This window comes from Pseudoalteromonas sp. 3D05 (genome assembly GCF_002723455.1).
Classification (GTDB): Bacteria; Pseudomonadota; Gammaproteobacteria; order Enterobacterales; family Alteromonadaceae; genus Pseudoalteromonas.
The window spans coordinates 154,355-173,519 of sequence record NZ_PDUS01000003.1 but is presented as its reverse complement, the minus strand read 5'-3'; the positions used below and the strand labels follow the sequence as shown (position 1 = coordinate 173,519).

The window sequence follows — 19,165 nt, the reverse complement described above, 5'->3', positions numbered from 1 at the left end:
AAAGTTTGGTCAATTAGACTAGCCTGTTTCTATGTTTATCTTCGCGGTATGCGTTAATGTTTAAACAGATTTCATTCACTAGGCGGATAATAGACTCCTTGCTCGCCCAAGCAATGTGCGGGGTAAGAATCAGGTTATCTTTTTTGTAATTTGCTAATGGGTTAGTTGACTGTGCAGGCTCATTAGTTAATACATCAAAACCAGCTCCTGCTATTACATTGTTATCAAGCGCCTCACAAAGCTGTGCCTCGTTTACAATACCGCCTCGAGCTGTATTTATTAAGAGTGCATTAGGCTTCATCATCATTAGCTCTTCAGTACCAATTAGGTTGAGAGTGTCATCATTCAAAGGGCAATGAATACTAATAATGTCAGCCGATTTGATTGCTTGGTAAAATTCGACTCTTCCTTCTCGTGGTGAGCGATTCTTACGTTCACTCACAATTACATTGGCGCCAAACGCTTTGGCAACGTTTGCAACACCTTCACCTAAAGCACCATGACCAATGATTGCCAGCGTTTTACCTGCAATTTCATTGATGTTGTAATCAAGCCTGCAAAACATTTGGCTTTTTTGCCACAGTCCTTGTTTACAGTCAGCGGAATAGCGATGTGTTTGTCCTAGTAAGTTGGTGATGAGCGTGAATGTATGTTGTATGACTGAGGGGGTAGAATAACCAGCCACGTTTGTCACAGCGATCCCTAGCTCTTTTGCTGCGATGAGATCTATATTATTAGTGCCAGTTGCTGCTACGCAAATTAATTTTAGATCAGGCAACATACGCATTGATTCACGATTCAATTTTACTTTATTGGTGATTAATACATTTGCGCCAGCGCTGTGTTGTAAAACTTGCTCGGGTGTTGTTAAAGGATGATGAGTGAAATTCCCAAGTGATTCAAAAGGCGTTAGAGGAGTTTGTGCCAGTGTGGCTGAGTCAAGTAATGTTATATTCATATATTTTCCTTTTAATCAATTTAAATGCTTGACCTTAGTGTGTACTCTAAGGTTTATAGTATACCCAATCCACCTCAAGATGCAGAATTCAGCGTTTCACAGGGGCTTAATATCAAGGCGTTACTTTGCAACAATGGCAACCCCTTTTAAAAAGTAATAACGATGAGAGTAAGCGCCTGTGAAACGCCCAGCGGGTTGGTTTAAAAGCGATTTATACTGCGTTATTGATTTTACCAGTAGAACCACTATTACTTGCAATCAATGCCTTGCCTAAATCGCTTTTAATTCCAACTGAAACTCGCATCTTGAGGTGGTTTGGGTATATATCTAGCCAGCCCACTACTTATTTGTGGAGACAATGATGAAAATAGGCGAATTTGCAAGTCAGCTTGGTATAAGTACAGATACGTTAAGGTACTATGAAAAACATAAGTTGTTAATGCCTGCTAGGCGAACCAGTACAGGCTATCGAGTCTATTCTCATTCGCAGCTGAGGCAAATGAGATTTATATTAAGGGCTAAAAATGTTGGCTTTAGTTTGGCTGAAATAAAAGAGTTATTGCAAATAAAGTTTCACAAGCAGCAACATTCGTGTAGCGAAGTGAAAGAGTTAACGGTGCAAAAACGTGATTTAGTTGCTGCACGGATTGAGGAACTTAATCGTTTTCATCAATCGTTGACAATATTGGCTGAGACGTGTTGCGGGGGAGAAGAGCCTGCAGATAATTGCTCAATCTTATCGACTTTGGAGGATTTAGATGGACTTAATTAATAATTTTTGGCAACTATTTCTTTTGTCAGCGCCTTGGCTCATGTTGGGGTTATTTATCGCTGGCGTATTAAATGTTTACTTACCGGCTAATTTTTTAAATAAACACCTTGGTAAAGAAGGCTTTTGGACCACAGTAAAAGCTGCCTTAATAGGTGCGCCTATGCCTTTATGTTCGTGTGGAGTGATACCTGCCGCTATTGGGTTGCGTCGAGCTGGTGGGTCAAAAAGTGCGACCACTGCATTTTTAGTGTCTACGCCTGAAACTGGCGTTGACTCAGTATCCGTATCGTATGTGCTATTGGGTCCATTTATGGCAATTATACGGCCTATAGCGGCTATCACGAGTGCTATTGTTGCGGGGGTTTTAGTTGGGCGTGATGCTACAAGAAGTAATAATACAGTTGGTAACGTCAGTGTAGAGCCAAATTCACAAGCAAGTTGCTGTGCAAGCAAGAATAAGCCTAAACCTAAACCAGAAAGTACATCTTGTTGTTCATCAGCACCACCGCCTTCAGCGAAACCTAAGCAGTCTAGTTGTTGTTCAAGTAAACAAGTTACCAAGACAACACAATGGCAGAAAATTCAGCAAGCTATAAAGTTTAGTTGTAATAAACTACTGTCAGACACAATGACATGGTTAATGATTGGGTTGTTTTTTGCCGCTTTAGTACAAACGTTTGTTCCCGAGTCGTTTTTAACTCAATGGGGAAGTGGGCTTTTAGCCATGCTCATCGTGATCTTAATTAGTATTCCTATGTATATCTGTGCAACAGCTTCTACGCCGATAGCAGCAGGTTTATTGCTTAGTGGGGTTGCACCAGGTGCAGTATTGGTTTTTATGTTAGCAGGACCTGCAACCAATGTGGCGACCTTGGGAGTGGTAGCAAGTGAGCTTGGTAAACGAGCTGTGGCTGCGTATCTAATTGGGGTAATCGGTGTTGCAATCGCTTTTGGTTTCTTAACCGACTACCTAGTGGCACAGTATGGTTTTGTGGTAAGCCCTATGTTAGGACATGAGCATGAAATTTTGCCTTATTGGTTTAGCTTGGTTTGTGGCCTGATCTTAATGGTGTTAATGTTACGTTTGATGGTAAAAGCAACGATATCCAGATTCACAGCAACTGGTAAGAGGATTGCTTAATTATTTGTTCTAAATATACTTTTATGGATAACTTATCGAGCAACTTCTCGTGTGGCATATTGAGTTGGTTCGCATTTTCGTTAGCCTGAGTTATAATCCAGATCTGATTTAAACTGTGCGTATTTTTACGCGCAGTTTTTTTAATTTTATATGATGCAGTAATGAGTGAATTAGTGGACAAGTACGCCGATATTAGACCTTATAATGACGATGAAGTAGCTGCTTCAGTAGAGCGCTTAATTAATGATAATGCATTTTTAGATGTGTTAGCTAAATACAACCTACCGCGATTTTTATCTACGATTCCATTAGTTGCTCGCTTTTTAGTAAAACGTCAATTACAAAAAAAGTGGGGAGATGTAAGGTCTGTAGAGCAAGTTCAGCAAGAAGTTGCTTATTACTTAGAAATGTTGGTAAAGCGCACAACGTCTGAAGTAACTTTTTCAGGTTTAGATCAACTTGATCCTAATCAATCCTATCTGTTTATATCGAACCATCGGGACATAGTGCTCGATCCTGCGTTAGTGAATTGGGGGCTTTTTAGTCACAACATGAAAACGGTTCGCATTGCTATCGGTGATAATTTATTACAAATACCCTATATCACAGAGCTAATGCGACTCAATAAAAGCTTTATAGTTAAACGCTCTGCAAAAGCCCCCAAAGAAATGCTTAAGGCACTCTCTCAGCTTTCAGCCTATATTTATGACTCGTTGAATGAAGGCCACTCTATTTGGATTGCTCAAAAAGAAGGGCGTGCAAAAGATGGGTTTGATCAAACAGATCCTGCTTTATTGAAAATGCTACAGCTGCAAGGGCGAAAGCAAAAGAAAGAGTTTGCAGAATATATACGCGAGTTAAAAATAGTTCCTGTATCTATTTCGTACCAATATGAGCCCTGTGCAATCGCCAAAGCGAAAGAGCTTTACCATAAACAGCATCATGGTAAGTATGTAAAATCCGCTGGTGAAGATATCGCAAGTATTGTAGAAGGGTTTAGTACTGCAAAAGGACATGTACATTTAGCCTTTGGAAAACCTGTAACACAAGAGTGTGATTCGCCAGAGCAATTAGCTAAAACTATTGATAAACAAATTGTCGATTCATTCTTTTTACACCCAGGCAATTACATTGCTGGTGGATGCAAGCAAGCCGTGATAGATAAACAAGATGTGCAAGCGTTTGAACAACGTCTGGCGCGTGTTCCTGAAGAACTAAGATCGCTTGTATCAGCTATGTACGCAAAACCTTTTCATCGAAAAACTGAAATTAATAATGATGAGCTCTGCAAATAAATAAATTACTTAAGAAAGGCCGCATTTAAGCGGCTTTTTTTTTGGTTGAAAAACGGGCTATACTAAACTTAGTATTGAATTAATAGTGTATTGCGAATGCAACAAATTGAAATATTTGAAATTCCCAGCCCTTGCAAAGGAATATGTGAGGTCAATAACAGGGGATATTGTAAGGGATGTTATCGCAGCCGAGATGAGCGCTTTTCTTGGAACTCATTCTCCAATACACAAAAAAAGAAAGTGATAGAGTTATGCCAGCAACGTTATAAACGTTATTTACAAAAGCAACGGGCTAGCACTGAAACGACAAAATCTGAACAAAAGGGATTTGATTTTTAGTGGCTTAGGTGCTTTTTTCTTAACTGGCTGACCGTACCATCTTGTTCAAGCAATATTAGTTGCTGTTCTAGTAAAGGGATTAGATTTTTGTGTTGCTTATGCAAAAAGTGAAAACTATAAATAGGCATTAATGCTTCGGTTGAAAACCTTGATAAGTCAAATCTAGGGTGTTTACTGTTTAAAAGAAAATCCAACAGCAGCACACCTTCAACCTTCTTTTGAGCTAATAAATTAAGCTGTGCAGTGACACTTTTTACTCTGATAACTTCGCCAATATATGGGTTGTTATCTAAATAGCTTTTTGCTGCAGGATAACCCACTTGTATTGCAATGTTTTTTAGTTGCTCAAAGCTGCATTCATCGCAATTTTTTAACAGGATCAAATTGAATTCAAATAACGGGAAATTAACTAAATTTAAGTTTTTATATTGCTGAGAAATTGAGCTGATTCGCCCTAGCTGCCCATCCAGAATTCCGTTATTTGCAGCAGCTAAAGCGCTCTGATGGTTAAAGTCGATTATCTGAAGTTCATAACCGAGATTGCCATAAGCGATAGACATTAATTCAATAACATAGCGTGCTTGAGGGGTGTCCGCTGGGCGATTAAATTGTAATGCGCGAACAGCTGCTGAACTTACTGCAGTGAAAAGCATGCAGCACGCAATTATTGCAGTAATATAAAATTTTAACAATATGTTTCCAATATGGGGCGAAAAATCGCCATTAATTTACGTTTAAATTAACGTAAGTGCAAGGTTGATAGTGACTCTTTCTACTTATTTATTATAGTTTGATACACCCAAACCACCTCAAGATGCAGAATTCAGCGTTCCACAGGGGCTTGGTTTAAAAGTGATTTATACTGCGTTATTGATTTTAATAATAGAACCACTATTGTTAAAATCAATGCCTTGTCTAAATCGCTTTTAATTCCAACGACGCTCGTATCTTGGGGTGGCTTGGGTATATACTTAAGGCCAATATAGGTTTCAATGTAGTGGACAATCATGGCATATAATTTGTGTTCTTTACCTCGTGAGCAAAAGTATCAAATTCAACTCGATTATGAGGCCTCCTTTTGGGCGTACCAAATTAAAAGAGGTAAGAAGACTCGTGAGAATGTTTATTCAACTATAAACAGTCGACCTAATGCCGAGCAGGCATTTTTAAAACAAAAGTTCGAACAATATTTAGCATTAATGCATAACTAACAATGCCAAGATTTGAGCGATTAACTTCGATAAAAACCCCTCTTGTAAATAAGTTTTATGCTCAACATAACGCAAGAGGGCGAGCAAACAGGCAGGATGCGGTTTGGGTTGCTTATGATGGTTTTGACATTATAGCAGCATGTCGTATGCAAAATCGCGGCGGCTATTTATTTTTATCCACTGTATTGGTTGCACCCCACTGGCGTAAACAAGGTGTCGCATCTGCGTTAATAAAGCAGGCAACCTTTGCACAACAAGGTGTTGTGTATACATTTGCTTATGAAAATTTAATTCATTTCTATCAGTCAATTGGCTTTAACTTTGTGTTAACATTACCTTCGTCATTAAAGGTTCTTTTCAAGGCGTATGAGCAACGCAATATTGTCCCTTTGCAGTGCTCAATAGATGAAAATTTAGAATATGTGAGTTAGTGAATGGGTAACTGGTTAAAAGTATGTCTCTTTACAGTGTTCGCTATTGGCGTTGGAATGGCCTTTGATGTGGGCGCTAAAGTAAAACGTTTATCGCCGAGTGAAGGGTTATCACAAAGCTACGTTAGCAAAATGCTGATAGACAATAATGGATACCTTTGGCTGGCGACAGAAGGGGGATTGAATCGATATGATGGCTACCAAGTTATTCATATTGCGGGTCCTAATGGTGAGCTGGACGAAGTCATTATTGATCGTATTTACCAAGACCCTGACGGCTATATTTGGATTGCCTCCTTATTAGCTGGATTATTTCGGTATGATCCAGTCACCGATAGTTATCAGCAGTTTTTATCAAAGCCTGTCAGTGAGGAACAATTTTTAAGCCAATCCGTTTTCAGTATGCTCGCCACCGATGATAAATCGTTATGGATAGGGCGTGGTTGGGACTTTGCCCGATTAGACTTAGCAACAAGCAAGATTGAAACGATATTTGAACTGCCTGAACGAACTCGCAGTACCGTCATTCGTGATTTATTTCATTACCAAGATTATATTTTCATCGCAACAAGTGATGGTGCCTACGTTTACAAAATCAGTACAGGTCAATACCGTTCTTTGGAGCACCTAAGTGCCGAGCCCGATCATATTTATCAAAATTACGTTAAGTCATTTGCTTTAGCTGAGAATAATAAACTGTTAGTAGGAGCTGTTCGCGGTTTATATGAAGTAGATATTAGTGACTTACCAGGCATGTTTGAACGCCCAGACACCCCGTTTAAAAATAGAACATTATTGCCAAACCTGAATATTTGGAAAATCATTAGCCACCAAGGTATGTATGATCTAGGCACAGATAAAGGGCTATTTAAATATAATGCAAAGACCGGTGAACTTGAAAAGAATAACCGTATTCAACAAAGTAATTACGCCTTATCCGACACCAGTATCATTGATATTGTAAAAAATGAAAACGGCTCCATGTGGGTAGCAACCAAAAGTGATGGTGCCTTTTACTTGCCATTTGATAGCTATACCTTTGAAAACTTAGACGCCAGCAAAATCAAAGGTGATGGATTGTCGCACCCATCCATTTGGGGCATTGCTGAGTATGGCGAGCGTGTTTGGTTGGCTACCCATAACGGTTTGACTGCTGTAGATTTAACGACGATGCAAAGTGAGGTGTTTTTAAAAGATTATCAAGTCGATTTATTTACAACTGAATTTAGCGTTTACAAAATAAAAGCGCACAAAGATAAGCTCTGGTTACACACTAACCGCGGAGTCTTCAGTTTTGACCCCAATAGTTATGAAATTTTACCTGCCAAAACAAACGATCCCAGCCAACAACACTTGATCCAAGGTTGGGTGCATGGGACAGTACTTATGCCCAATGGTGAGTTGTTTTATGTACACCCTGAACACGGGGTATTTATGTACAATGTGGAGAGTCAGCTTATTACACCTTTAAAAGGTGAGTTTGAGAATTTTGAACCATTTTTAGCGTATGGCTTTTTACCACCACTATCTACCAAGCCAGACTCTCCTTTATTTTATAATGCAGGCGTTTTGTACCATGTAGACCCTCAAACGTACGCGCTTTCAAAAATATATACGGTTCCCGAGCAGCATGAAAATGTAGCTGTTAATGTGATGTCCTATATTGTTGATAAAAATAATGTACTGTGGATTTCGCTTTCAAACTTTGGTTTGATAGCCCTTGATGCTAGTACTTACAAGCTTTTATACACAATTGATTTAGATAAAAACCAATTGGGTACTTTGTTGTACGATATGGTGCTTGATGAATCAGGTATGATTTGGATGAGTAGCCATAAAGGTATATGGCGTTTGAACCCTGAGAATAAGCACTTTCAACAGTTTACAGCGTCTGAAGGGGTCGTTTCTACCGAATTTAATAGTGGCGCATTTACCCGATTAAAAACGGGGCAAATTGTATATGGCACTTTAAAAGGCATCACATATTTTTTTCCTGACGACAATAGTCCAAAACATGGCTTAATTGATCGTGTTAATGTGACTAGTATTGACATTATGTCACGTGAATTATCTGTCGATTTAAAGCAGCCCATTAAAAAGGTTACGTTAGAGCACGATGACATAGGATTAGAAATTGCGTTTTCTGCTATGGCGTTTAATTATCAAGAACGAATTGTGTATGAATACCAACTCTCAGATGGGCAAAAGTCTTATACCCGTAACAACAACCGCGTATTGTTTCCAAAATTAAACCCCGGTAATTACCAACTAAAAATTTGGGCTAAAGACCCATTAACAGGTGATTTTACTCGCCCCGCCACATTAGATATTGAAGTTAAATACCCATTATGGCGGTCGCCACTGTTTATGGCTCTCTATGCTATTTCTTTTTTCGCGATTATTGCGGGCTGGGTGATGCGTAGAAATCGTATTCAGCATATATTGATGGCCGCTCATAGGGAAAGCCAAGAAAGTGAGGCTAGGTTAAAATTAGCACTAGAGGGAAGCCACTCAGGCGTATGGGATTGGCAATCATCGAACCCCACTATCTATCAACCTAGATTGAAAAACGAACTAGGCTATGAGTTTGACACAGTTAATTTAGATGAGTATTTAGCTAAAATTCACCCGCAAGATAAACAAAAGTTTAGGTTAGAGTGGCTAGAGTTCTTATCAACTGAAAAAGGCTACTTCAACTGCACGTATCGGCTTCGTCACAAGGCTGGAAACTGGCGCTGGTATAAAGATTTTGGCAAAGTAGTGGCGTGGCAAAGTGGTACTCCTGAGAAGGTGGCTGGTACTTATACCAATATGACAAGAGAACTTGTTTTTGAAGAGCATGCGCGCTTATTTGGTGCTGCGTTTGAGCAAACCCGCGATTGGGTATTTATTTTAGATAAGAACCTGCGCATTTTAGCAACGAATCAAGCATTACAAAGTGCTTTCGATTTTCCTACTGATTTTAACTCTAGCCGAAGTTTACATTTAGGTATGAGCCGTTCAGAGCGAATGAACTACATACGGATAATGAAAGATCAACACATCGGTGAGCATTACAGTGCTGAGGATACGGTTAGGTTAGCAAGTGGCGAGTTACGTCATGTATTAATTAAAATAAGCGCAGTGGCGGGTAATGATAATCGTATTGGGAGTTATGTTGTGATTTTAACCGACATACATGCTCAAAAGCTGGCCGAAAATGAATTGTTCTTGTTAGCAAACTATGACGGCCTTACTGGATTACCTAATAAAACACTTTTTAATGACCGCGTAGAGCATGCTCTTGAGCAAGCTCAATCACACCAAAGAAAAGTTGCCGTTCTTAATGTTAATATTAAGCGATTTAAACATTTTAATGACTCTTTAGGCCATGAGGCAGCAGACACTATAATTAAATTAGTGGCGCAACGCATTAAGTCGAGATTGCGCAATAATGACAGTATAGCCCGCTTCAATGGTGATGAATTTATGCTCTTAGTCGAAGATATAGAGCATGTTGAAGAAGTGGTTTTGTTATGCGCTAAGATTATGAATAGCGTCAACGATGGTATATTAATTAACGAGCAAGTCGTAAATGTGAGCTTAAGTATTGGTGTTGCTATCTACCCAGATGATGCTAACTGTAGTAAAAGTTTACTTAAAGCTAGTGATGTTGCACTTTATCATGCGAAAAAAAGCGCGGAAGGAAGCTACCAATTTTATAAGCAGGAGATGAATGTACATGTTCAAAGAGCATTACATTTAGAATCACAATTAAATAAAGCCTATAAAGAGCACGAGTTTTGCAATCATTATCAGCCTATCGTAAATGCTAACAAGCAGCAGGTTGAAGGGTTAGAGGTACTATTGCGTTGGCCTGATAATGAGGTGTATGAAACGCAAGAATTTGCGCTGGTGGCTGAAAGCATAGGCTTGATAACGAAGATTATGTTACAAACATTATCTCGGGCACTTATTGAATTAAAACAATGGCAGTTGATTAACCCAGATTTATACGTATCGATTAATTTATCCGCACTCGACTTTGAATATAAAGGACTTGTGGATGAGATTAACGCAGCCCTAAAAAGCGCAAATATTAAGCCCGATACCGTAGTGTTTGAAATAACAGAGTCGGTATTAATGGATGACTCAGAAGATGCGTTAAAGAGCATGCTTAAATTAAAAGACATCGGGTGTCGTTTATATATGGATGATTTTGGCACTGGGTATGCGTCACTCACTTATCTAAAACGCTTTCCCATTGATGTGCTAAAAATCGACCGTAGTTTCGTGACAGACATTGGAATAGATAACGGCGATGAGGCGATTATTGAATCTACCATGGCATTGGCAAAAAGCTTAGGTAAGCAATGTGTTGCTGAAGGGGTAGAGACAAAACAGCAGTTAGACTTTTTACGTGCACTTGGCTGTAATATGTTCCAAGGCTACCTGTTTAGTAAACCTATTCCAGGTGATGATGTTGCAGCATTACTGAATAAAGACTGGGGCGGTATATTAGATAAAAGCTAAATCTACTATTTGAAAAACACTCACAGCTTTTTAAGTTAAAAGTGCAGGCGATAGAAACCGGCTGCACTTTTATTCACTTGCTGACTTTTGTGTACATATTATGCGTTCATTAGGGTCAATCTTGTCTTGCGCCGCATTGACGACAATATAAATGTTGGTTTCGCACATTGAGTTGTTCTTTTATGACTTTATTAGCCTCTTGTTTACTCAACCCCAGTTTAATGCGTAGGGTTTCTAAGTATTCAAGTTGCTCATCGTCGAGCTTACCGTCATGAAGGTTCTCGTGTACAGCATCACTAAAATCTAAACGGCGCTTTCGTAATTGCTCAGAAAAGCTAGAGGCAAGTAACCCGGTGGGAATAGCGACCATGCCCATGCTTACTAAAGTGATCATGCCACCGAAAAAGCGGCCCATAGGAGTGACTGGAACAACATCACCGTAGCCTACCGTTGTTAACGTGGCCATTGCCCACCACATCGCTGCTGGTATTGAACCAAATTTATCAGGCTGAATGTCGTGCTCTATCAGGTATATTCCACATGATGCTAAAATAAGCACCACCGACATGATAAAAAATGCAGCTAAAAGCGAGCTGCTTTCATCACGAAATGATTGCAAGAGTAGCTGCATAGCACGCGAATAACGGGTGAGCTTAAAAACACGTAATAGTCTAAATACCCGCAAGAAACGTAAATCGAAAGTAATAAAAAACATTAATAAGGTGGGTAGAATCGCTATAAGGTCAATTAATGCCAATGGTGAAAAGACATATTTAATACGGCGCTTTAAATTACTGCATTTCATATTCGTGTATTCGATACGCTCAACACATGACCACACTCTTAATAAATACTCAATGCTAAAAATACTCACAGAGATCAGCTCTAGTAATAAAAACTCATGTTTATATTGCTGCGCTAGACTGATTACAGACTCAAGCACAATCGCAACCACATTTATCATGATCAATGATACTAGAAATACATCAATGTAATGACCCACTTTACGGTATTCACCGTTGCCTTCGAAAAATAGAGCTGTGCGTTTACGTAAATTATTCAAATTAAACCCGTGTGTTCAAAAATATTGTTGTTTCAGTTTTAGTTATTATATGCAAAAAATATACGACTTTACGTTGTAATATATTGTGTGGCTAAGCGTAAAAATCTTTAATTTAGAATATAAATATACCCAAACGATCTCAATGTACAGAATTCAGCGTTTCGCAGTGGCTTAATGTCAAGACGTTACTTTGCAACAATGATACGTTTTAATAATGGCAGCCCCTTTTAATTCCAAAAGAGCCTCGCATTTTGAGGTGGTTTGGGCATACACATTATAAAATCTCTGAGCAGTATGTGATTATTTTTTGCTTAATATCAGTACTCGAAATATCAGGGGTTTGTGGTGCAAACATAACGTTAATATTATGCGCTTGTAATGCATTCGCAGCTTCATTCCAGCGCTCACTGTTTTGCCATTGCCCGCCAACAACTACTTTATTAATTCCCCATGCTTTTATCCACCTACAAGCGCTCTGGGTCTTTATAATTGGACTTGGTACTAAGGCCACATGATCCACGATCGCCAATGCGCTTACTATGGTCATTCTTTCATGCTGGCTGATGATGGGAAATGTTTTTTTATTTTCAAAGCACAAGTCATCTGGCGCAACAGCAACAAATAGTTCACTGCCTTGGGCTTTAGCAAACTTTAAGTAATTTAAATGACCAATATGAAATAAGTCAAACACACCGAGGGCTAAGCAGCGTGTATTATGGTTACTTTTATTTTCTGAGTTTAGAGTCATGTCTGCATACTTTTGGCTTTATCGGTGAGTTTATTTATTAATATGTCGTGTTTATCAAAAAAAGAAAGTTGGTTTAATGTGTGCTCTAATTTTCCCCATTCGCTCATTAGGCATAATTTATAAAGTTTTGAATACACAAAGCACTGGGTTAATAACGAAAATGAACGAATGTTTTTTGCACATAAAATTGTATCAAAAAGTGGGTCGGGTGTTTGCCAATCTCCATAAAGTGCATTTAGCGTTAGTTCAGGTTGGGCTAGATGCCATACATTGCCATGGGGAGTTATTTTTTCGACTAAATTTATAGTTGGATACTCTGTAATTCTGTTCCACTCAAAGGGAATATCACTCATCCAAAGCCCGCAAATAGTCCGCTGACTGACGGTATCAACGCCAAAGCCACAAAGATCCATGGTCACTCCATCGGGGTGGGCAAAGCTGCGAGGGTTAATTAAATCATAGGATCGCATATGCTCATGCCAACCTTGGCTTTTTAAAAGTGTAATGGCTTGCTCCATTTGTCCCCAATCAACCCCAATATCAATGTCTTTATCAAAAGGCAGGATTGCGCCTTCGCGTATTATGCCTAGTAGGCTACCGGCGGTGGCAAAGGATTTAATATTTGCTTGACGAAAAAGAGCAAGGGTTTGCCATAGTAAGCTTTCATGTATTTCGGTATCGAATTCAACGTTTGGTTTTGAATTATAACTATGATTAGGTGGCGTGTTTAACAGCACCTCTAGTGCATGGCGATATTGCTCAACTGCTTGGGGCAGCTCGCGTGCTTGTTGATAACACATTCCTAGCGTATGGCTAGTCTCGCTTGAGGTTGGGTGTGCCGCTAAGGAAGCTATCAATGATTTTATGTGATTTTTTGCTGTGCCTTCTATCAGTGCGATTTCGGCCAAATAACGATGTGCAATCAAACATGAGTTATCTTGGCTCAGTACATACTCAAACTGCCCCCGCGCTAATTGATATTGGTTTTGTTGGTATAACTCAACGGCCTTTATTAACTCGGCATGTATTATAGTACTCAATTGTTTATCTTCCGTAGGCATAAACTTAATTCACAGTCCTTTTACAATAGAACATGTTTTTAATAATGTATTGTTTTTAATGCTTAAAGGTAGAGTGCAGCTTGGGGCGATAATGACTCTATTAAAATCCAAATGGCGGCTGCAAGATGAAAAAATTCGTTCAATTTCTTTTGCTTTAAGTTGGCGTGGTAATAATAATTTATCCAATAGCCCAACAAATGTAATATCAGGAAAGCGAGTCAGTAAAGCCTTTATAGCTATAACATCATCACAATCATCAATTGATAGTAATGAGAACTTCTTACTATCAAGGAAATCAAAATAAATAGGTGCACTGCAATGATAATGAATAAGGTGGTGTTCGTGGGTTAATTGCGTTATACATTGTTCATCATATGGGGCTACGAGAGTTTTAAATTGCTCATAATTGCAAAATGCAGCGCTCGCATGAAAGCTGCAGTAGTAAATTCTAACATTTTTGATTAACAGTAAAGCGTCAATATATTGCGCTGTAATATCAGTTAATAAAGATAACATTTTTTTATAAGGTGTGTGTTCTAATTGGGCTGCTGTTAATGTTCCCCCCAACATTGAATTTAAGTGATAAAGCGGAGAGTAAACCGTTGCAAAACATGCTTTATTGATACTGCTAGGGTGTTCGCTAACACGTTTGTGTGCTTCAATATTTATGAGTAACTGCGGGCAATCGTTTAATTTTTTAGGGCTTTTTTCATCATTTAATAAAGCTGATAAATTATAAACATAGCTGTTTTTTTCAACTGACCCCAAAGGGTTGTGTTGAAAGTGTCGCTTAATGCCAAATGCACTGCATACACTATTACTATTACAGCTTAGTTTAATAAAACAATGATCATGAATATCTTGATAGGCAATAACTGACTCAGCGAGTAAGTCAGCATCTAAGTCGATATTTGGCCAGTGCCTCCAAGTCGTTACTTTCAACTAAAGCACCTTATAGTGTCAGTACCATGTTTATACTGCCTTCTTCAAAATCACGAGTGATCTTAAAACCAAGTTTACGAGCAAGCTCGATCATGCCGGTGTTTTCAGGCAGCGTGATTCCTTCAATAACTTGCACTCCTTGGCTCTTGCAGTGCTCAATTGCGGCCTGCATTAACATACCGCCTAGCCCTAACCCTTGGCAATTTGAACGCACGACAATCGCAAATTCGGCTCTAATTTTATCAGGATCCATTAATACTCGCGATACACCTAAAGTCAGGTTTTGGCCTGCTTGTTCTTGTGTGATGATAAAAGCCATTTCACGGTCATAATCAATTTGTGTCATTTTTGCTAGTTGATCATGGTTAAACTGTGGCAATTCACCAAAAAAGCGTTTGTAACGATCTTCTTTGCTTAGAGATTGATCAAATGCCTGATGTGCTTGCTCATCTTCTGGTTTTATAGGGCGTAGCACTGCCTTTGTATCGTTTTTTAACGTGACATTTTTAACCAGCTCAATTGGATAAGGGCGGATAGATAAGCGCTTACGATTCGATTGTACTTGGTAGTGGCTCAGTGTAATGGTGGCATCAAGTACCAAAAACTGTCCATTACTCGCTAAAATAGGGTTTAACTCAACCGAAGTAATATCGGGCTGGTCAATGACCAGTTGTGATATTCGCGTAAGTAAAGCACACAGGCGGTACTTATCAACTTTTTCAGGCAAAATACGATCTTTCAGTACGCCTTTATCATGTGCGGCAGCAATTAAGTATTTTGCTAAATTCATGTTCAATGGTGGCAGCGCAACAGCAGCCTGAGCAAACTCAAGTCCTGTGCCGGCTTCTCCAAGGAGTATAACAGGGCCAAAATTAGGCTCAGTTTTTACCGCAATACGTATTTCATTAGCACCCGCACGTGGTGCCATTTTTTGCAATGAATAGCCTTCAATAATAGCATCAGGGTAAGTGTTTTTAATTCGCAATAACATAGCAAAAGCGGTCTGTTCAACTTCTTGTGCATCATTAAGGTTTAGTACTACTCCCCCGACTTCTGATTTAGAAGGAATGCTTGGACTGATCAGCTTTAAGGCAACCGGAAAGCCTAAATCGATAGCCTGTTCTTTTGCTTCTGTTGGCGTGTAAGCGACTTCAGTTTGAATGCACTCAATACCATAGTGAGCAAGGATTTGGCTTGATTGATGGGTAGATAAGTAACTTTGTTGGTCGGCTAAAAATTGATGCACTAACTCTTTCGCAGCGCTTTTATTTATTTTCGCATTGTCGGTATTTGACTCCGGGGTTTGCGTTAGGTGCTTTTGATTTCGTCGGTAAATAACAAGGTGCATATATGCCCTTACCGCGCCTTCAGGGGTTCGGTATGTGGGAATTGCGTGAGTGCTACACAGTTTTCTAGCTGGGTAAGCAGCATCTTCGCCCATAAAGTTGGTGATAACATAGGGCCGTGCCATTTTAGGTAATGTATTTAAGGTTTGTGCGATAATTTGTGCGTATTCTTCGCTTGGGGCAATCGCCGAAGGAGTATGAATAATTAAAAGGTTTTTAACTTCTTTTGCGTGCAATAAAATTTCAAGTGCTTGCTTATAGCGGGCGGGAGAAGAGTCGCCAAAAATATCAACAGGGTTAGAGGTCATATCTGATTGCGGAATGACTTTATTAAGTGCTGCGCGAGTTTCTTCGCTTAGCTGAGTAAGCTTCCCTGAGCTTTGTAATAAGCTATCAACCGCCATTACTCCAGGCCCGCCGCCATTTGTTAAAATGGTGAGTTGTTCTATTTGTAGTAGTTTAGGGTGCATTGCAAGCGTTTGAGTTGCTGCAAAAAGCTCTGTTAAATCGCTTACCCTTAACATACCAGCCCGTTGAAATAACGCATCATAAACGGCGTCTGAGCTTTGTTTTCCACCAGTATGAATTTCAGCAGCGAGTGCGCCAGCGGCCGTTTTACCTGTTTTAATTGCAATGACTGGTTTACTAAATGCAGCTGCACGCGCAGCTGAAATAAAGCTTCTGATATTCTCTATGTTATCTATGTAAAGTAATATCGCTTTGGTTTTTGCGTCTCGACCCAGAAAGTCCAATAACTCAGCAAAGTCGATATCTAAACAGTCTCCCACAGATACAAAGTACGAAAAACCAATCTCTTTATTTTTTGCCCAATCTAAAATTGTTGAACATACAGCTGCAGATTGAGAAATGAAGGCAATTTTACCCGGTGAAGTGACCGTGTGGGAAAAGCTCGCATTAAGGCCTATGTGTGGAATAAGCAATCCTAAACAATTGGGTCCAAGCAGTGATACATTGGCTGCTTTAGCCGCAGTTTTCAGCGACTCTTTTTGTTCTATACTCATTCCTGCTGCAATGACTACGGCGTTTTTGCAACCGAACTCACCCAGCTCAACTATAATGTCTGTTACTGTGTGTTTGTTGGTACAAATAACTGCCAGATCAGGCACCATGGGTAATTTAGTGATAGAGGAGTAGGCCAATACACCATGCACGGCTTTGTGTGTCGGGCTGACAGGCATTATGGGGCCTTTAAACCCACCCTGGAGCAAATTACGCATCACTATAAAGCCTGCACGGGATGCATTATTTGATGCCCCAATCACGGCGACTGAGGTAGGGTTAAAAAATTGGCTAATGCGCTTAACACTCATGGCTTTTCCTTTGCTGTAAAGTGGCGGTTAAGGTTAATCACATAAACTCTAGCATTTAAATTTTAATGAAACACGTTTTAGTGCTATTTTTCGCGATCTATATCAAGGAGTTATAAATGAGTAAAACACAAAGCACTCATGTTGCCATTGCAGCCGTTGCATTTGTAATCGGTCTTCTAGGGTTAGGGGTTATTTTAAAAAGTGCGGCTATTGATGTAAAAAGCATGGAGCGCACAGTCACGGTTAAAGGCCTTGCAGAGATGGAAGTTGAAGCTGATACAGTGATATGGCCATTACAATTTAGTGATGCGGATAACGACCTTGAAAAGCTAGTTGAGCGAATTGAACAAAAAAATGATGCCGTTATCGCATTTTTAAAATTACATGGTTTTGATGACAACGAAATAAGTCGTGGGGCTCAATCTATTGTAGATAAACAAGCGCGGGAATATGGCGGTGAAAACCAACAGTTTAGATACATAGCCCGTGCCAATATTACAGTTTATTCATCGCAGCCCTCAAAAGTACAAAATGCTTTAGCAAAAGTAAGCCAATTAGCCAAGCAGGGCATTGCCATAGTTCAAGATAGTTACGAAACCCGTATTGAGTATTTGTTTACGGGGCTTAATGATGTAAAACCTGCGATGGTGCAAGAAGCAACAGAAAAAGCGCGTGAGGTGGCAATCAAGTTTGCTAAAGATTCACAATCTCAGCTGGGTAAAATAAAAACAGCACGTCAGGGGCAGTTTAGTATTTCGAACAGAGATTCAAATACGCCACAACTTAAAAAAGTGCGTGTCGTGACGAGTGTAGAATACTACTTGTCAGATTGAATATTGTTACCGAGTAAAAGGGCAACAGGCGTATTCATTTTAAACAGCACTAAGCTGATTCTACTTAGTGCGCCTAATGCAAAACCGATACTAAATGCAACAGCAACACCGGTAATACCGTAATCGTTTTTAAGCCAGCTCGCCAAGAGCAGTGTGATACTGGTTGCTGCTAATAAAATATATAGGTTATGTAGAGGGTTACCCCTGAGCTTTATAATATTACTTGCCAATACTCTGGCGGGTAATAGCAATTGACCAATGAGTAAAATAATTAATAAATGATGGCCTTCTTCAAGCTGCTTTTCACCGTACAAATAAAGTAGAGGGTGAGCCAGCAGTAATAAGAAAATTATTGCAGTAGTATTTACTCGCCATAATAACCTCATAAGTTCAACTATCTGCTGATCGTTAGCTTGTTCACTAAGTAAAATAGGTTTTAAGTATTGGCTTGCAGCATTGGCAAGAATGGTTAATAAGCCTACGATCACAATTGCAGGAAAAAATACGCTCACTCCAGTGGCACCAAACCAATGATGCACTAAAAGCACGTCTAATTTTGCTACTATTACAGTGCCGGCCCCACTTGCAAGCATAATTAGCGAGTATTTACACCAGCTTTTAGTTTTATAGCTTGCAGGTGTAGCTAAAAGAAGCGGTTTTATTAACCAGTATTGATAAACAACAACACAGAGTAAAGCGGCAACAAGTAGTTGGCATATCACTTCAAGTGACAGTTCTTTAAAAAATAATACAACAAGTAAACAAAAAGCCGTAGTGAGCAATTCAAACAGGCATTGCTGAGTTAACAACCCAAGTTTAGTTTTATTTAAGGCAATTAAAAATGCTGCTTGGCTTTGCATTACAGCACCAATTGGAACAATTAATAACAAATAGAATACACGCTCTTTGGCACTTTGATGGGGGGATATATGCGTAAAAACAGTCACTACGCAGGCAACAAATAATACGCCGAATAAGCATGATGCAGCTAGGTAAGTATGTTTTAAGCCTTGAAGTAAATCATGTTGCTGATTTTTAAAAAGAGGGTGGCTCAAACGCATTAAAGATTATGAAAACCCCATGCTTGCTGGTAGTAGTAAAATTTCACATAAGGCCAGCAATGCCGCAAAAGTACCAAATTGTTCTGTTGATATTAATCGCGCTAAAAATAAAGTCAGTATA

At 39.4% G+C, this 19,165-nt stretch carries 16 protein-coding genes; 8 read left to right on the top strand and 8 right to left on the bottom strand.

Annotation, left to right across the window (positions count from 1 at the left end):
- Window positions 1–13: 13 nt before the first annotated feature.
- A complete protein-coding gene (locus tag CSC79_RS04880) occupies window positions 14–958 on the bottom strand; it encodes a D-2-hydroxyacid dehydrogenase (RefSeq protein ID WP_099294625.1) in 945 nt (314 codons plus the stop codon).
- 361 nt (window positions 959–1,319) lie between these two features.
- On the opposite strand from CSC79_RS04880, the gene zntR reads away from it, so the two are divergent.
- From zntR to CSC79_RS04860, 4 genes are all read left to right on the top strand, one after another.
- A complete protein-coding gene (gene zntR / locus CSC79_RS04875; protein WP_180270389.1) occupies window positions 1,320–1,730 on the top strand; it encodes a Zn(2+)-responsive transcriptional regulator in 411 nt (136 codons plus the stop codon).
- Window positions 1,717–2,871: an SO_0444 family Cu/Zn efflux transporter gene (locus CSC79_RS04870; protein ID WP_099294621.1), complete on the top strand. Its 1,155-nt coding sequence runs from the start codon at window positions 1,717–1,719 to the stop codon at window positions 2,869–2,871. The genes zntR and CSC79_RS04870 overlap by 14 nt, the downstream gene beginning before the upstream one ends.
- A gap of 161 nt (window positions 2,872–3,032) precedes the next feature.
- Window positions 3,033–4,166 (top strand): 1-acyl-sn-glycerol-3-phosphate acyltransferase, encoded by a 1,134-nt coding sequence (locus tag CSC79_RS04865; protein WP_099294619.1) that lies wholly within the window; start codon window positions 3,033–3,035, stop codon window positions 4,164–4,166.
- Window positions 4,167–4,262: 96 nt separating this feature from the next.
- Entirely contained in the window at window positions 4,263–4,505 is a 243-nt protein-coding gene (locus CSC79_RS04860) for a DUF1289 domain-containing protein (RefSeq protein ID WP_099294617.1), read from the top strand.
- On the opposite strand, the gene CSC79_RS04855 is transcribed toward CSC79_RS04860, so the two are convergent.
- Window positions 4,502–5,158, bottom strand: coding sequence for a transporter substrate-binding domain-containing protein (locus tag CSC79_RS04855; protein WP_099294846.1), 657 nt, complete (start codon window positions 5,156–5,158; stop codon window positions 4,502–4,504). The two genes, CSC79_RS04860 and CSC79_RS04855, sit on opposite strands and share 4 nt — an antisense overlap.
- Before the next feature lie 354 nt (window positions 5,159–5,512).
- On the opposite strand from CSC79_RS04855, the gene CSC79_RS04850 reads away from it, so the two are divergent.
- From CSC79_RS04850 to CSC79_RS04840, 3 genes are read left to right on the top strand one after another with little or no spacing between them, the layout of a single operon-like run.
- Window positions 5,513–5,716: a DUF3283 family protein gene (locus tag CSC79_RS04850; protein ID WP_099294615.1), complete on the top strand. Its 204-nt coding sequence runs from the start codon at window positions 5,513–5,515 to the stop codon at window positions 5,714–5,716.
- A gap of 2 nt (window positions 5,717–5,718) precedes the next feature.
- On the top strand, window positions 5,719–6,147 hold the full coding sequence (locus CSC79_RS04845) for a GNAT family N-acetyltransferase (RefSeq protein WP_099294613.1): 429 nt from the start codon (window positions 5,719–5,721) through the stop codon (window positions 6,145–6,147).
- Window positions 6,148–6,204: 57 nt separating this feature from the next.
- Window positions 6,205–10,659, top strand: a complete 4,455-nt coding sequence (locus CSC79_RS04840) for an EAL domain-containing protein (protein WP_237113960.1) — start codon at window positions 6,205–6,207, stop codon at window positions 10,657–10,659.
- A 115-nt stretch (window positions 10,660–10,774) separates the two neighbouring features.
- Here the strand turns inward: CSC79_RS04840 and CSC79_RS04835 are convergent, their stop codons facing one another.
- From CSC79_RS04835 to CSC79_RS04815, 5 genes are all read right to left on the bottom strand, one after another.
- A complete protein-coding gene (locus tag CSC79_RS04835; protein ID WP_099294609.1) occupies window positions 10,775–11,722 on the bottom strand; it encodes an ion transporter in 948 nt (315 codons plus the stop codon).
- 274 nt (window positions 11,723–11,996) lie between these two features.
- Window positions 11,997–12,470, bottom strand: coding sequence for an adenylyltransferase/cytidyltransferase family protein (locus CSC79_RS04830; RefSeq protein WP_099294606.1), 474 nt, complete (start codon window positions 12,468–12,470; stop codon window positions 11,997–11,999).
- On the bottom strand, window positions 12,467–13,510 hold the full coding sequence (locus tag CSC79_RS04825) for a LicD family protein (protein ID WP_180270386.1): 1,044 nt from the start codon (window positions 13,508–13,510) through the stop codon (window positions 12,467–12,469). The genes CSC79_RS04830 and CSC79_RS04825 overlap by 4 nt, the downstream gene beginning before the upstream one ends.
- Window positions 13,511–13,540: 30 nt before the next feature.
- Window positions 13,541–14,473, bottom strand: coding sequence for a uroporphyrinogen decarboxylase family protein (locus tag CSC79_RS04820; protein WP_099294602.1), 933 nt, complete (start codon window positions 14,471–14,473; stop codon window positions 13,541–13,543).
- A gap of 10 nt (window positions 14,474–14,483) precedes the next feature.
- Window positions 14,484–17,150 carry a bifunctional acetate--CoA ligase family protein/GNAT family N-acetyltransferase gene (locus CSC79_RS04815; RefSeq protein ID WP_099294600.1) on the bottom strand — a complete coding sequence of 889 codons (2,667 nt, stop codon included), beginning with the start codon at window positions 17,148–17,150 and terminating at the stop codon, window positions 14,484–14,486.
- Window positions 17,151–17,266: 116 nt separating this feature from the next.
- On the opposite strand from CSC79_RS04815, the gene CSC79_RS04810 reads away from it, so the two are divergent.
- On the top strand, window positions 17,267–17,983 hold the full coding sequence (locus tag CSC79_RS04810) for an SIMPL domain-containing protein (RefSeq protein WP_099294598.1): 717 nt from the start codon (window positions 17,267–17,269) through the stop codon (window positions 17,981–17,983).
- Here CSC79_RS04810 and CSC79_RS04805 read toward each other — a convergent pair.
- On the bottom strand, window positions 17,968–19,044 hold the full coding sequence (locus CSC79_RS04805) for a hypothetical protein (RefSeq protein WP_099294596.1): 1,077 nt from the start codon (window positions 19,042–19,044) through the stop codon (window positions 17,968–17,970). The genes CSC79_RS04810 and CSC79_RS04805 overlap by 16 nt on opposite strands.
- Between the last annotated feature and the right edge of the window lie 121 nt (window positions 19,045–19,165).

Excerpts from the sequence above, each read along its gene's own strand:
- CSC79_RS04880 (WP_099294625.1), bottom strand. The coding sequence starts at position 958 with ATGAATATAACATTACTTGACTCAGCCACACTGGCACAAACTCCTCTA.
- zntR (WP_180270389.1), top strand. The coding sequence starts at position 1,320 with ATGAAAATAGGCGAATTTGCAAGTCAGCTTGGTATAAGTACAGATACG.
- CSC79_RS04805 (WP_099294596.1), bottom strand. The coding sequence starts at position 19,044 with ATGCGTTTGAGCCACCCTCTTTTTAAAAATCAGCAACATGATTTACTT.
- CSC79_RS04855 (WP_099294846.1), bottom strand. The coding sequence starts at position 5,158 with ATGCTTTTCACTGCAGTAAGTTCAGCAGCTGTTCGCGCATTACAATTT.
- CSC79_RS04870 (WP_099294621.1), top strand. The coding sequence starts at position 1,717 with ATGGACTTAATTAATAATTTTTGGCAACTATTTCTTTTGTCAGCGCCT.
- CSC79_RS04865 (WP_099294619.1), top strand. The coding sequence starts at position 3,033 with ATGAGTGAATTAGTGGACAAGTACGCCGATATTAGACCTTATAATGAC.
- CSC79_RS04810 (WP_099294598.1), top strand. The coding sequence starts at position 17,267 with ATGAGTAAAACACAAAGCACTCATGTTGCCATTGCAGCCGTTGCATTT.
- CSC79_RS04815 (WP_099294600.1), bottom strand. The coding sequence starts at position 17,150 with ATGAGTGTTAAGCGCATTAGCCAATTTTTTAACCCTACCTCAGTCGCC.
- CSC79_RS04840 (WP_237113960.1), top strand. The coding sequence starts at position 6,205 with ATGGCCTTTGATGTGGGCGCTAAAGTAAAACGTTTATCGCCGAGTGAA.
- CSC79_RS04860 (WP_099294617.1), top strand. The coding sequence starts at position 4,263 with ATGCAACAAATTGAAATATTTGAAATTCCCAGCCCTTGCAAAGGAATA.
- CSC79_RS04830 (WP_099294606.1), bottom strand. The coding sequence starts at position 12,470 with ATGACTCTAAACTCAGAAAATAAAAGTAACCATAATACACGCTGCTTA.
- CSC79_RS04845 (WP_099294613.1), top strand. The coding sequence starts at position 5,719 with ATGCCAAGATTTGAGCGATTAACTTCGATAAAAACCCCTCTTGTAAAT.
- CSC79_RS04850 (WP_099294615.1), top strand. The coding sequence starts at position 5,513 with ATGGCATATAATTTGTGTTCTTTACCTCGTGAGCAAAAGTATCAAATT.